The organism is Paramagnetospirillum caucaseum (genome assembly GCF_000342045.1).
GTDB lineage: Bacteria > Pseudomonadota > Alphaproteobacteria > Rhodospirillales > Magnetospirillaceae > Phaeospirillum > Phaeospirillum caucaseum.
The window spans coordinates 1-12,421 of record NZ_AONQ01000100.1; the positions used below are offsets into that span (position 1 = coordinate 1).

General features: G+C 68.4%; 14 protein-coding genes. 8 read left to right on the plus strand and 6 right to left on the minus strand.

The annotated features are described in order from the left end of the window. Both H261_RS25570 and H261_RS21190 read left to right on the plus strand, forming a co-directional pair. A partial coding sequence (locus tag H261_RS25570; protein ID WP_040477125.1) for a hypothetical protein occupies positions 1-207 on the plus strand: 207 nt, incomplete at its 5' end. A gap of 11 nt (positions 208-218) precedes the next feature. Further along, a complete protein-coding gene (locus tag H261_RS21190) occupies positions 219-944 on the plus strand; it encodes an MgtC/SapB family protein (protein WP_008621795.1) in 726 nt (241 codons plus the stop codon). A gap of 4 nt (positions 945-948) precedes the next feature. Here the strand turns inward: H261_RS21190 and H261_RS21195 are convergent, their stop codons facing one another. The 5 genes from H261_RS21195 to H261_RS21215 all read right to left on the minus strand — a co-directional run bounded on the left by H261_RS21195 (position 949) and on the right by H261_RS21215 (position 6,338). Then, positions 949-2,943, minus strand: coding sequence for an ATP-binding protein (locus H261_RS21195; protein WP_081609025.1), 1,995 nt, complete (start codon positions 2,941-2,943; stop codon positions 949-951). Positions 2,944-3,011: 68 nt separating this feature from the next. Then, the gene (locus H261_RS21200; protein WP_008621798.1) at positions 3,012-4,184 is read right to left on the minus strand and encodes a hypothetical protein; all 1,173 of its coding nucleotides are present in this window, start codon (positions 4,182-4,184) and stop codon (positions 3,012-3,014) included. Between the two features lie 105 nt (positions 4,185-4,289). Continuing rightward, a complete protein-coding gene (locus H261_RS21205) occupies positions 4,290-5,072 on the minus strand; it encodes an iron chelate uptake ABC transporter family permease subunit (protein WP_008621799.1) in 783 nt (260 codons plus the stop codon). After that, the gene (locus H261_RS21210; protein ID WP_008621800.1) at positions 5,065-5,859 is read right to left on the minus strand and encodes an ATP-binding cassette domain-containing protein; all 795 of its coding nucleotides are present in this window, start codon (positions 5,857-5,859) and stop codon (positions 5,065-5,067) included. Before H261_RS21210 ends, H261_RS21205 begins: the two co-directional genes overlap by 8 nt. Then, positions 5,856-6,338: a Fur family transcriptional regulator gene (locus H261_RS21215; RefSeq protein WP_008621801.1), complete on the minus strand. Its 483-nt coding sequence runs from the start codon at positions 6,336-6,338 to the stop codon at positions 5,856-5,858. Before H261_RS21215 ends, H261_RS21210 begins: the two co-directional genes overlap by 4 nt. 67 nt (positions 6,339-6,405) lie before the next feature. On the opposite strand from H261_RS21215, the gene H261_RS21220 reads away from it, so the two are divergent. The 4 genes from H261_RS21220 to H261_RS21235 all read left to right on the plus strand — a co-directional run bounded on the left by H261_RS21220 (position 6,406) and on the right by H261_RS21235 (position 9,362). Next, the gene (locus H261_RS21220) at positions 6,406-7,314 is read left to right on the plus strand and encodes a zinc ABC transporter substrate-binding protein (RefSeq protein ID WP_008621802.1); all 909 of its coding nucleotides are present in this window, start codon (positions 6,406-6,408) and stop codon (positions 7,312-7,314) included. Between the two features lie 32 nt (positions 7,315-7,346). Continuing rightward, a complete protein-coding gene (gene hisI, locus H261_RS21225; RefSeq protein WP_008621803.1) occupies positions 7,347-7,745 on the plus strand; it encodes a phosphoribosyl-AMP cyclohydrolase in 399 nt (132 codons plus the stop codon). A gap of 68 nt (positions 7,746-7,813) precedes the next feature. Further along, positions 7,814-8,860: a CobW family GTP-binding protein gene (locus H261_RS21230; protein WP_008621804.1), complete on the plus strand. Its 1,047-nt coding sequence runs from the start codon at positions 7,814-7,816 to the stop codon at positions 8,858-8,860. 274 nt (positions 8,861-9,134) lie between these two features. After that, positions 9,135-9,362: a hypothetical protein gene (locus H261_RS21235; RefSeq protein ID WP_008621805.1), complete on the plus strand. Its 228-nt coding sequence runs from the start codon at positions 9,135-9,137 to the stop codon at positions 9,360-9,362. 24 nt (positions 9,363-9,386) lie between these two features. Here the strand turns inward: H261_RS21235 and H261_RS21240 are convergent, their stop codons facing one another. Beyond that, complete coding sequence (locus tag H261_RS21240; RefSeq protein ID WP_008621806.1) at positions 9,387-9,989, minus strand: c-type cytochrome; 603 nt, start codon at positions 9,987-9,989, stop codon at positions 9,387-9,389. A 147-nt stretch (positions 9,990-10,136) separates the two neighbouring features. Here H261_RS21240 and H261_RS21245 point away from each other — a divergent pair, with 147 nt between their 5' ends. Both H261_RS21245 and H261_RS21250 read left to right on the plus strand, forming a co-directional pair. Beyond that, positions 10,137-11,765 carry an acyl-CoA synthetase gene (locus tag H261_RS21245; protein ID WP_008621807.1) on the plus strand — a complete coding sequence of 543 codons (1,629 nt, stop codon included), beginning with the start codon at positions 10,137-10,139 and terminating at the stop codon, positions 11,763-11,765. Next, the coding region (locus tag H261_RS21250) for an electron transfer flavoprotein subunit beta/FixA family protein (protein ID WP_008621808.1) at positions 11,765-12,421 on the plus strand (657 nt) is incomplete at its 3' end. The genes H261_RS21245 and H261_RS21250, both read left to right, overlap by 1 nt.

Sequence of the window (12,421 nt, forward strand, 5' to 3'; positions counted from 1 at the left end):
GCCCCCTCGGCGGCCGAGGCCCCGCCGCCGCCATCGGCGCCGTTGCCGCCGGTGACGGTCGATCCGGCGCCCGCCGCACGGGTCACCGAGCCGGCCAGCACCGCCATCGGCGTGGAAAGCGAACCGGCGGCCTTGCTGAGCGAGCCGTCGCCCTCGCTGGCCCCCGCCGACATCTACCAGGCCGCCTTCAACGACAACGCCAGCTGAGGCCGCGATCCATGGAGACGCTGCTCGCCTACTGGTCCGGCCAGGAACTGATCACCAACGGGCTGATCCTCCTGCACATGACGGGAGCGCTCGCCACCGGCCTGATGATCGGCTACGAGCGGTCGTATCACGGCCGGGCGGCGGGGTTGCGCACCTATTCCCTGGTCTGTCTGGCCGCCACCTCGCTGACCGTGGTCAACGGCTATCCCCACATGTGGTACGCCGGCCTGTCCAACACGCCGGCGCTGGCCGATCCCACCCGCGTCATCCAGGGCATCGTCACCGGCATCGGCTTCCTGGGCGCCGGCGTGATCATGAAGGAAGGGCTCAGCATCCGCGGCCTGTCCACCGCCGCCTCCATCTGGGCGACGGCGGCCATCGGCGTGCTGATCGGCGTCGGATTCTATGTGGCGGCCGTCTTCGGCGCCCTGTGCACCGTGGCGGTGATGACCGCCGCCCGGCGGCTCGAGCACGCCCTGCCCCACCAGACGGCCCTGCATCTCACCCTGACCTACCGGCACAACCAGACGCCGCCGGCCGAGGAGATCCACGCCATGCTGGCGCTCCACGGCTTCGTGGCCCGCGACTGGAGCTTCCAGCTGGAGGAAAGCGGCAATCTGTTCCAGTACCAGATGTCGCTGCTGGCCGAGCGCGAACCCGCCCCCATGGAACTGCTCGACACCCTGTCCAAGACCGAAGCGCTGGCCGGCTTCCGCCTCTCCCCGGCCCGGTCGTAGGGGACTACTCCGCCCCTTGCAGGCTGAAATGGAAGGTCGAGCCGTGGCCCGGCTGGGACTCCGCCCAGATGCGGCCGCCGTTGTGTTGCACCAGCTTGCGGCAGATAGCCAGACCGATGCCGGTGCCGTCATAGGTATCGCGCGAGTGCAGACGCTGGAACAGGGTGAAGATGCGGTCGAGAGAGGCGGGCTCCATGCCGATGCCGTTGTCGGCGATGGAGAACACCCAGTTCCGGCCGTCGCGGCGGGCGGAGATGCGGATGCGCGGAACCGTATCGGCGCGGCGGTATTTGATGGCGTTGCCGATCAGGTTGAGGAAAATCCGGGCCAGTTCCACCCGCCGGGCCGCCACCACCGGCATGGTGCCGATCACCTCGACCACCGCCCCCGATTCGTCCATGGCGGCGCCGAGATCGGCCAGGGCCTCGTCCAGGGCGATCCGGCTGTCCAGGCGTTCCGGCTCGCCGTCGTCCTGGCGCAGCCGGGAATAATCCAGCAGGTTGGTGATCATCTCCTGCATGCGCTTGGTCCCCTGGACCGCGAAGGCGATGAAATCGTCGGCGTCCTTGTCCAGGCGGCCGCGATAACGCCGTCCCAGCAACTGGACGTAGCCCGCCACGTTGCGCAGCGGCTCCTGCAGGTCGTGGCTGGCGATATAGGCGAATTGCTGCAGGTCCTCGTTGGAACGCCGCAGACTTTCCAGCAGGCGTTCGCGCTCCGCCTCGGCCCGGTGGCGCCGGGTCACGTCGTGAACCACCGACAGCACCGCCGGCCGCCCCTCCAGCCCGACCCGGGTCGAGACCACCTCGGTTTCGATCACCTCGCCCTCGCCGGTGATATAGCGGGCGGCGCCGCTGGACACCGAATCCGGGGCGGACAGCACCGCATCCACCCGCTCGGCCAGGGCGGCGCGGCTGTCCGGGTGGATGAGGTCACGCAGGGCCCGGCCGACCAGGGATTGCCCCTCGGGGACCTTCAGCATGCGTGACGCCTGGGTGTTGGCGAACAGGATACCGCCGTCGCGGTGGACGATCACCGCCATGGGGGAGGTCTCCACCAGGGCGCGGTAGCGCTCTTCGCTCTCCGCCACATGGCGCTGGACCCGCCGCTGGATGCGGGCGTGAACCGCCCAGCCGAAGGACGCCAGGGCGGTCACCAGGAAAAGAACCAGCCCCATGCCGCCGGTCACCCGTAACTGGCCGTCATCAATCCCCCATCCCCCCTTGGGGATCGCGGCCATGGCCCAGGTCCCGTCGGGCAGCGTCACCTCCATCTCCACCGGCGAGCGGCCGAAGACGGCCTCGTCCCCCCAGATCATCGCCCCCTTGCGGCCCAGCCCGTCGCGGCCGCGCAGGGCGAGTTCCATGGGCAGCGTTCCGGCGTCGATGCCCGACGCGGCGAAGACCTTGGGAATGTCGATCACCACGCTGATCAGGCCGAACAGCCTGGCCTCGCCGCCGGCATCGGGCAGGAACACCGGCACCCGACCGATCAGCGCCGTCCCGCCCTGAAGCAGGTTCACCGGCCCGGCCACCACCGGCCTGCGGCTGTTGATGGCCCGTTCCACGGCCGGCCATTGGTCGGGCAGGTCGCGGTAATCCGCGCCCAGGACCGCCCGGTTGGACGCCAGGGGATAGACCGAGGCGATCACCGTGCCGCGCGACATGGCCAGGTTGCGGATGGATTCGTAGTCCTGCATCACCAGGGCGGCGGCCCGGGCGAAGTCGGCGTCGCTCATGCCGCCCTGGAAGACGATCTGGGCGACCAGGCCCCGGCTGATCAGCAGGGGGGCGGTCAGGTTGTATTCCAGGCGGGCGCGCAACACGCTGAGTTGGGACACCACCTCGGCCCGCGCCGCCTCGTGCCGGCGCTCCGATTGCAGGGCGTAAAGCTTGAGCAGCGCCAGGCCGGAACAGGCGGTGATCAGGGCGGCCACCACGAAGGGAAGCCACGTGGATGGCTTCCTGGCACCGCCCCCAATGCTCAGCGCCCCGGACATGCCGGCTTCTCCCACCCGGACATCATGCCTTGGTTATAGCACAGACAGCCTAAGATACCTCAGACGCATTACAGAGGCAGGTTGTTGTAGAAATGCACCAGCCCGGGAGCGACGCGGCGGCGCTCGGTCTCGGTGCCGCCCACCGTCTGCATCAGCTTCCTGAGGAACATGCGGTCGCATTTTGGCATCTCGAAGAACGCCTTCATGGCGATCAGGTCGCCGCCGAACTTGGGCTGTTCGCGGATACAGCGGACAATGGCGTCGCGGAAGGCCCCCTCGCGGGCCTGATCGTGGCGATCCTTGGGATGGAATTCCTGCTGGTAGAGCAGCGCCACCTCGCGCCAGGCCTCGAGCAGTGCTTCCGGTTCCCAGCGGATCACCGAATGCAGCAGCGGGATATCGGATTCGTCCGGGGCGGGCAATCCGCCGGCCTTGGCCCAGTCGTGGAACACCGCCCAGGGATTGTCGGCCTTGGCGTGCTTGGAGCCCACTCCCTCGGATTTGTAGGCGGCCCAGCGGGAATCCCAGGTGTCGAGGATGGGGTTGCCGTTGCCGCCCTGTTGAATGATGCCGATCAGCCGGTTGGGACCGGTGGTGTCCCAGGCCCGGCTCTCCGACAGTTCCTTGATGCGCTTGGTGGCGCGGATGTCGGGCAGGACGAACTTGCGCAGCAAGGTCTCGTAGCAGGCGGCGAAGCCGGGCGAGATGATGAAGGGCAGCGGAATATGCGGCCGCAGGCTGGCGGCGCCCGCCGGATTGACCACCAGCACCTGCAGGGCGCGGCGGGTATAGCGGGCCAGGGTCTCGTCGAACATCTGGCGGAAGTTGTCGAACGTGATCGGCGGTTCTTCCTCCTCCTCGGCCAAAGCGGGGGGCGGCTCCGGGGCGGCGGGAACCTGGGCGGCCGCCTTGGAGCGGTTGACCAGATACTTCTTGGTGAGGTCGAACAGCAGCCAGCGATCCTTGTCGCGGGCGTCGTCGGGTCCGGGCGGCAGCAGGCCGTCGAAATGCTGGTCGGCGGCGGCGCCCAGTTCTTCCACGTCCATGGCGGCCACGGCGCGGTCCAGGATAGTGTCGAACACCACGCCCAGTTCGCGGTCATTGGCCCACGACTGGGTATCGGGATCGGACGAGGTCATCCGGCGCAGCATCAGTATCTGCGGGACCTTCAGCCCCGCAGTGACGGCAAGCAGTTCAGCGACCTTGGACTCGAATTTGGCTCGACGCTTGGAATCGTTCATTGCTCACGGCCTTCTGCCCCTTCTGGAGCGTGGCCTCCCCCAATACCGGAATTGAGCTTCGATGATGGCACCGCCTTTGGCAATGGGCAAGGCCGTCCGCTCGGTTTATCGCCTGGAAAGGGTGCGGGACAGCAGGAAAAGCGCCGTCGCCACCGTGACGACGCTGGGACCGGACGGGGTGTCCCACAGCCAGCTGCCGCCCAGGCCGAGACCCACCGCCAGCAAACCGGCCAGGGCGGCCAGCGCCGCCATCTGTTCCGGGGTGCGGGCCAGACGCCGCGCCGCCGCCGCCGGAATGATCAGCATGGCGCTGACCAGCATGACGCCCACCACCTTCATGGCGGCGGCGACGCCCAGCGCCACCAGCAGCATCAGCACCATCCGGGCGCGGGCCACCTTGTGCCCCTCGACCACCGCCAGATCCTCGTCCACCGCCGCCGCCACCAGGCTGCGCCATTGCGAGGCCAGCACCGCCAGGACGAGAGCGGCGCCGCCCCACAGCCACGCCATGTCGGCGTCGCTCACCGCCAGGATGTCGCCGAACAGCCAGCCCATCAGGTCGACCCGCACCCGCTCCATCAGCGAGAGCAGCACCAGCCCCAGGGCCAGCGAGCCGTGGGCCAGGATGCCGAGCAGACTGTCGGCGCCGCCGCTGCGGTCGGCTTCGGCGCGGGCCAGGATCACGGCGGCGATCACGCACAGCGCCGCCACCCCGGCCAGGGGCGCCACGCCCAGCAGCAACCCCGCCACGATGCCCAGCAGGGCGGAATGGGCCAGGGCGTCGCCGAAATAGGCCATGCGCCGCCAGACGATGAAACAGCCCAGCGGTCCGGCCACCAGGGCCACCGCCGCTCCGGCCAGCAGGGCGCGCAGCAGGAAGTCATCCATGGCGGCACCCCGGCCCGTGAACGTGGGAGTCTTCCCCGCCCTCCAGCGGCAGCACCGAGCCGTCGGCGCCATGGCCATGGTCGTGGGCATGGGTGTAGATGGCCAGGCTGGCCGCCACCCGGGGGCCGAACATCGCCAGATATTCGGGATGGCGGCTGACCGCCTCGGGGTGGCCGGCGCAGCACACATGGCGGTTGAGGCAGACCACATGGTCGGTGGCGGCCATCACCACGTGCAGGTCGTGGGAGACCATCAGCACCCCGACGCCATGCTCGCGGGCCTGGGCGGTGATCAGGTCATAGAGCTCGGCCTGCCCCGCCACGTCCACGCCGCCCACCGGCTCGTCGAGGACCAGCAGGTCCGGGCGGCGCAGCAGGGCGCGGGCCAGCAGCACCCGCTGCAACTCGCCGCCCGACAGGTCGGCCACCTGCCGCCCCAGCACATGGCCGGCCCCCACGGTATCCAGCACGGTTTCCAGAGTTCCGCTGTCCAGGCGCTCGGCCACCGCCATGGCGAGGAAGCGCCGCACCGACAGCGGCAGCAGCCGCCCGATGTCCAGACGCTGCGGCACATAGCCGATCACCGCCGCCATCCGCTCCACCCGGCCGGCATCCGGGCGCAGCAACCCCAGCGCCACCTTGAGCAGCGACGACTTGCCGGCGCCGTTGGGGCCGACCACGGTGATGATCCGCCCGGCCTCCACCGTCAGATCCACATGGTCGAGCACCGGATGTCCGCCATGGCTCAGCCGTATGCCGGCCAGACGCAGCAGGGGGCCTCCACTCACGGCTGCGCCTCCTTGTCCCGGCACCCGGCGCACAGGCCCTCGATCTCGATGGTCTGGCGCGCCACGGTGAAGCCCAGGCGGCCAGCGGCCCGGCCGATGGCGGCGTCGACCTCGCGGTCCTCCAGTTCCACGGCGATGCCGCATTGGGCGCACAGCAGGAACTGCCCGGCATGGGCATGGCCGGGACGGGCGCAGCCGACGAAGGCGTTGAGCAGGGCGATGCGGTGGACCAGTCCGTGGGCCTGCAGGAAGTCGAGGGCGCGGTAGACGGTGGGCGGCGCCGCCGACCAGCCCTCCTTGCCCAGTTCCTCCAGCAGGGCGTAGGCCCCCACCGGCCGGTGGCTGCCCCATACCAGCTCCAGCACCCGGCGGCGGATGTCGGTCAGCCGGGCGCCGCGCCGCCGGCACTCGTCCTCCGCCGCCGCCATGGCGGCGCGGATGCAGGCGCCGTGATCGTGATGGGGAACCGGAAAGCTCATCCTTGCCGCCGCTAAATTGTTATATTATAACATTTCATCCTTTCCATCATGACATGGAGTGCCCCCCATGCGGAAGACCCTGGCCGCCGCCCTTTTCCTGCTCGGCCTCGCCGCTCCCGCCGCCGCCGAGGTTCCGGCGGTGCTGGTCAGCATCAAGCCGCTGCATTCCCTGGTGGCCTCGGTGATGGCGGGAATGGGCGAGCCGGGCCTGATCGTGTCGGGCAGCGCCTCGCCCCACGGCTACGCCATGAAGCCCTCCGACGCCCGCGCCGCCGAAAAAGCCCGGCTGGTGGTCTGGGTGGGCAAGGACTTCGAAAGCTGGCTGGAGCGCCCCCTGGCCCGGCGCAAGGACAGCCTGTCCATGATGAGCCTGCCCGGCCTGATCCGCCTGGACAGCCGCGAGGGCGGCGTCTGGGCCAAGGGCGGCCATGATCACCACGGCCATGGCAAGGGCGATGAAACCGATCCCCATGTCTGGCTCGACCCGCGCAACGCCATCCTGCTGGTCGGCGCGGTGGCCGAGCGCCTCGCCGCCCTCGACCCGGCCCACGCCGCCCGCTACGCCGCCAATGCCGAGGCCACCCGCCGCCGGCTGGAGGACATGGACAGGGAGATCGCCGCCCGGCTGGCCCCCCTGACCCAGCGTCCCTACGTGGTGTTCCACGACGCCCACCAGTATTTCGAGGCGCGCTACGGCCTGTCGCCGGCCGGGGCGATCACCGTCGATCCCGAACGGCCGCCGGGGGCCAAGCGCATGGCCCAGCTGCGCGACCGCCTGAGGAAGGCCGGCGCCGCCTGCGTGTTCGGCGAGCCCGGCGCCCCCTCGGCCACCGCCGCCATGCTGGCCGAATCGGCGGGAGTACGCCTGGGGCAGCTCGACCCGGAAGGCCTGCTTGTGGCCGCCGGGCCGGACTCTTATGTGCAGCAGATGACCGGACTCGCCGCCGTCCTTGCCGAGTGCCTGTCGGCCCGTTAAACCCTTAGCCTCCCATCGAAGAGGTTTCCGTCATGTCCGCCATCGACAGCACCGCGATCCTGCCCAAGCTCAAGTTCAACGCCGACGGCCTGGTGCCGGCCATCGCCCAGCAATTCGACACCGGCGAGGTGCTGATGATGGCCTGGATGAACGCCCAATCGGTGGCCGAGACCCTGGAGACCGGGCGGGTCTGCTATTTCTCGCGCTCGCGCGGCGGGCTGTGGCGCAAGGGCGAGACCTCGGGCCAGCAACAGCGGCTCAAGGACTTCCTGATCGATTGCGACGGCGACACCATCTTGCTGAAGGTGGACCAGGACGGCGTCGCCTGCCACACCGGCCGGCGCACCTGCTTCTACACCGCCGCCCGGCCGGAAGGCCTGACCGAAGTGGCGACGGTGCTGGTGTCGCCGGACGAGCTGTATAAGAAGTAACGAATGGGGTTTGGGGCCCCCGGCCCCAAGCGGGCATGGGCGGCAGCCCGTATACTGGAGTTGCGAGCATGAGCCTCATCCCCGTCACCGTGCTGACCGGTTTTCTCGGCAGCGGCAAGACCACCCTTCTCAACCACCTGCTGGCCCAGCCCGGTCTGGCCGACACCGCCGTGCTGATCAACGAGTTCGGCGCCGTCGGGCTGGACCATCTGCTGGTGCGCCAGGTGGCCGAGGACGTGGTGCTGCTGCAATCGGGCTGCCTGTGCTGCACGGTCAGGGGCGATCTGGTCGAGGGCATGCGCGACCTGTTCATCAAGCGGGTGCGGGGCGAGATTCCCGAGTTCAACCGCATGATCATCGAGACCACCGGCCTGGCCGATCCCGCGCCCATCATCCACACCCTGATGAGCGATCCGCTGCTGTCCAGCCGCTACAAACTGGACGGCATCGTCGCCACGGTGGATGCCGTCAACGGCGACCGCACCCTCGACGCCCAGGCCGAGGCGGTCAAGCAGGTGGCGGTGGCCGACCGGCTGGTCCTGACCAAGGCCGACATCGCCGACCCGGTGGCGGTCGAGGTGCTGCGCGCCCGGCTGCGCCGTCTCAATCCCGCCGCCCCCATCATCGTCGCGATGCAGGGCCAGCTCGGCCCCGCCCAGATTCTTAATGCCGGCCTGTTCAATCCCGGAGCCAAGATTCCCGACGTGGCCGGTTGGCTTAATGAAGAGGCCTACCGCGCCCACCAGAATGCCCATCACGATCATCACCACCACCACGACGCCAACCGCCACGACGCCCATATCCAGGCCTTCGTGTTCACCGCCAGCGAGCCGGTATCGTGGACGGCCCTGGGCTTCGCCCTGGAGCTGATGATCTCGTCCAAGGGCGAGAACCTGCTGCGCATCAAGGGCATCGTCAACGCCCGCGAATCCGCCGATCCCCTGGCCATCCACGGGGTACAGCACGTCTTCCATCCGCCGGCCCCGCTGCCCGGCTGGCCCGACGACGACCACCGCACCCGCATCGTCTTCATCACCCGCGACCTGTCGCGCCAGGCGGTGGAGGAGCTTCTGAAAGGCGTCCTGGCCCTCGAGGATGCCCCCTCCTCCCACTAATCCACTCGGAATTACCGCGCCGCACCTTAAAATCATTTGACTGCGGAATTCACGCTTGTTAGTCTCATTCCAGATGTTGACCTCCCCCGAGGTCAGCCTCCCTCTCTAAGCAACTTCCCCCGCCCCGGCCGCCTGGCTCGGGGCGGATTTTTTTGCGTACGCCCATGGTATGCAGCCAATTGGGAGAAGCTATCCTTTTGCGCAACACGCGACGCGATACATCCAAGAAAAGAAGGGGTAGAATAAGCATTAATCCTGATGGAGGGGATGACAGATGGCCCAAACCCTCGACTGCACCTGCCTGCAAGGGCTGGATCTGGCGCTGAAATGGGCCAGCCGCCGCAGCGACCCTGATCTGGTCCGCTGCACCGCTTCGGTCGCCCATGACTGCCTCCACCGCCACGATTGCCGCCAACGCAGCGAATGCGACAGCCGCCTGCACCAGATCGACGACTGGCTGGCGGAGAACGGCGGGAATGACGCCGAAGAGCGGATGAATTAGGGCTTCGCCCCCGAGCCCCCTCCCCTATTCCAACCCGCCGATATAGGCGGACACCGCCTTCATCTCCAGGATGGTGAGCTTGGTGGCGACGGCGTGCATGATGGATCTGTCGTTGGTGCGCGATCCCGACACGAATTCCATCAGCTGGCCCTCCACATAGGCCGGATGCTGGCCGGCCAGACGCGGCAATTGCTCGGTGCCGCGCCCAGCCTCGCCGTGGCACGACGCGCAGGGGGCGATGCCGGAATAGCGGTTGCCGTTGTGGAAGATGTACTTGCCCACGGCGGCGAAGTCGGCGTCCAGGGGGCGCCGGGACAGGGGCTTCTTGCCGCTGAAATAGGCGGCCAGCCCGGCGGCCTCCTCGTCGGTCAGGTCGCGGGCCATCTCGTTCATGGTGCCCTTGCGCCGCCCGTCGCGGAAATCCTTGAGCTGCTTGACCATGTAGGTCTCGTTCTGGGCGGCGAGCCGGGGATAGACCGAGGTGGCGGCCTCGCCGTCCACGCCGTGGCACAGGGAACAGCGCTCGGCGACGATCTCCTTGACCCGGGCCTTGATGTCGGCGGCCTGGGCGGGAGCGCCCAGCAGCAGGACACATCCGGCCAGCATCAGCCCCTTGCGCACCATCATCGCCTTTTCCTCCCGTCTGGAACCTCTCCACATTGATTGCCCCAGAGCGCCTTCTCCGTCCAGCGGAAACAATTCGTTAGAATCCGGAGACACTTGGGCAACGAGGGCCGGCTACAAGCGTCCGCAAAATGCTGGAAGGGAGAGTCCATGATGTCCGCCAATCCCTATGAACTGGGTCTCGACAGGAACGCCGCCAATTTCGTGGCGCTGACGCCGCTCACCTTCCTCGAGCGCGCCGCCGCCGTGTGGCCCGACCGTCTGGCCGTGGTGCACGGGCCGGTGCGCCGCACCTGGGCCGAAACCTTCGCCCGCTGCCGCCGGCTGGCCGCCACGCTGATCCAGCGCGGCATCGGCCCGGGCGACACCGTGGCGCTGATGGGCGCCAACACGCCCGAGACCTTCGAGGCTCATTTCGGCGTGCCGCTGACCGGCGCCGTCTTGAACGCCGTCAACACCCGCCTCGATGCCGACGCCATCGCCTTCATCCTCGACCATGCCGAGGCAAAAATCCTCATCACCGACCGCGAGTTCTCTGCCGTCGTGAAGAAGGCCCTGGCGGCGCTGGGCCGCCCGCTGACGGTGATCGACATCGACGACCCGCAGTTCAAGGGCGGCGAATTGCTGGGCGAGAAGACCTACGAGGAGTTCCTGGACGAGGCCGGGGCCGAGGCCCCCTGGACCATGCCCACCGACGAGTGGCAGGCCATCGCGCTGAACTACACCTCGGGCACCACCGGTAACCCCAAGGGCGTGGTCTACCACCATCGCGGCGCCTATCTCAACGCGGTGTCCAACGCCCTGTCGTGGCAGATGGGCGACAACACGGTCTATCTGTGGACCCTGCCCATGTTCCACTGCAACGGCTGGTGCTTCCCCTGGACCATGGCGGTGGTGGCGGGAACCAGCGTCTGCCTGCGCCATGTGCGGGTCGACGCCATCATGGCCGCCATCAGGGACGAGACGGTGACCAATTTCTGCGGCGCCCCCATCGTGCTCAACATGATCAACAACGCGCCTGCCGCGCTCAAGGACGGCATCTCCCATGCCGTCAAGGTGATGACCGCCGGCGCCGCCCCGCCCGCCCCCGTCATCGCCGGCATGGAGCGCATGGGCTGGGAAGTGACCCACGTCTACGGCCTGACCGAGTGCTACGGCCCCACCGTCCAGTGCGTCTGGCACGACAGGTGGAACGGCCTGTCCATCGAGGAGAAGGCCCAGATCAAGGCGCGCCAGGGCGTGCGCGGCCCCATGCTGGAAGGCCTGATGGTCGCCGACCCCGTCACCCTGGAGCCGGCCCCCCGGGATGGCCGGACGGTGGGCGAGATCTTCATGCGCGGCAACAACGTCATGAAGGGCTACCTGAAGAACGCGAAGGCCACCGAGGAGGCCTTCGCCGGCGGCTGGTTCCACACCGGCGACCTGGCGGTCCGCCATCCCGACGGCTATATCGAGATCAAGGACCGCTCCAAGGACATCATCATCTCGGGCGGCGAGAACATCTCGTCCATCGAGGTGGAGGACACCCTCTACGCCCATCCCGCCGTGCTGGAAGCCGCCGTGGTGGCGCGGCCCGACGAGAAGTGGGGCGAGACGCCCTGCGCCTTCATCGCTTTGAAGGATGGCGCCGAGGCCACCGAAGCCGATATCATCGCCTTCTGCCGCGAGCGCATGGCCCATTTCAAGGTGCCGAGGACCATCGTGTTCGGGGGGCTGCCCAAGACCTCGACCGGCAAGGTCCAGAAGTTCATGCTGCGGCAAAAGGCCAAGGAGCTGTGATGACCAAGGTACTCGTCGCGATCAAGCGGGTGATCGACTACAACGTGAAAATTCGGGTGAAGTCGGATGGTTCCGGCGTCGAGACGCAGAACGTCAAGTTCTCCATGAATCCGTTCGACGAGATCGCGGTGGAGGAGGCGGTCCGCCTCAAGGAAGCCGGCAAGGCCGCCGAGGTGGTGGTGGTGTCGGTGGGCCCGGCGGCGGCGGGCGAGACCCTGCGCACGGCGCTGGCCATGGGGGCCGACCGCGGCATCCTGGTTTCCAGCGACGACGAGGTCCAGCCGCTGGGCGTCGCCAAGGTCCTGAAGGCCCTGGTGGACAAGGAAGCCCCCGGCCTGATCATCCTGGGCAAGCAGGCCATCGACGACGATTCCAACCAGACCGGCCAGATGCTGGCCGCCCTGCTGGGCCGGCCCCAGGGCACCTTCGCCAGCAAGGTGGAGATCGGTGCCGATTCCGTCACGGTGACCCGCGAGGTGGACGGCGGGCTGGAGACGGTGAGCCTCAGGCTGCCGGCGGTGGTGACCACCGACCTGCGCCTCAACGAGCCGCGCTACGCCAGCCTGCCCAACATCATGAAGGCCAAGAAGAAGCCCATCGACACGGTGTCGCCGGCCGATCTGGGGGTCGACGTGGCGCCCCGCCTCGTCACCCTC

Coding starts and splice junctions, on each gene's coding strand:
- H261_RS21200 (WP_008621798.1), bottom strand. CDS start 4,184: ATGAACGATTCCAAGCGTCGAGCCAAATTCGAGTCCAAGGTCGCTGAA.
- H261_RS21220 (WP_008621802.1), top strand. CDS start 6,406: ATGCGGAAGACCCTGGCCGCCGCCCTTTTCCTGCTCGGCCTCGCCGCT.
- H261_RS21235 (WP_008621805.1), top strand. CDS start 9,135: ATGGCCCAAACCCTCGACTGCACCTGCCTGCAAGGGCTGGATCTGGCG.
- H261_RS21230 (WP_008621804.1), top strand. CDS start 7,814: ATGAGCCTCATCCCCGTCACCGTGCTGACCGGTTTTCTCGGCAGCGGC.
- H261_RS21245 (WP_008621807.1), top strand. CDS start 10,137: ATGATGTCCGCCAATCCCTATGAACTGGGTCTCGACAGGAACGCCGCC.
- hisI (WP_008621803.1), top strand. CDS start 7,347: ATGTCCGCCATCGACAGCACCGCGATCCTGCCCAAGCTCAAGTTCAAC.
- H261_RS21205 (WP_008621799.1), bottom strand. CDS start 5,072: ATGGATGACTTCCTGCTGCGCGCCCTGCTGGCCGGAGCGGCGGTGGCC.
- H261_RS21240 (WP_008621806.1), bottom strand. CDS start 9,989: ATGATGGTGCGCAAGGGGCTGATGCTGGCCGGATGTGTCCTGCTGCTG.
- H261_RS21195 (WP_081609025.1), bottom strand. CDS start 2,943: ATGTCCGGGGCGCTGAGCATTGGGGGCGGTGCCAGGAAGCCATCCACG.
- H261_RS21215 (WP_008621801.1), bottom strand. CDS start 6,338: ATGAGCTTTCCGGTTCCCCATCACGATCACGGCGCCTGCATCCGCGCC.
- H261_RS21190 (WP_008621795.1), top strand. CDS start 219: ATGGAGACGCTGCTCGCCTACTGGTCCGGCCAGGAACTGATCACCAAC.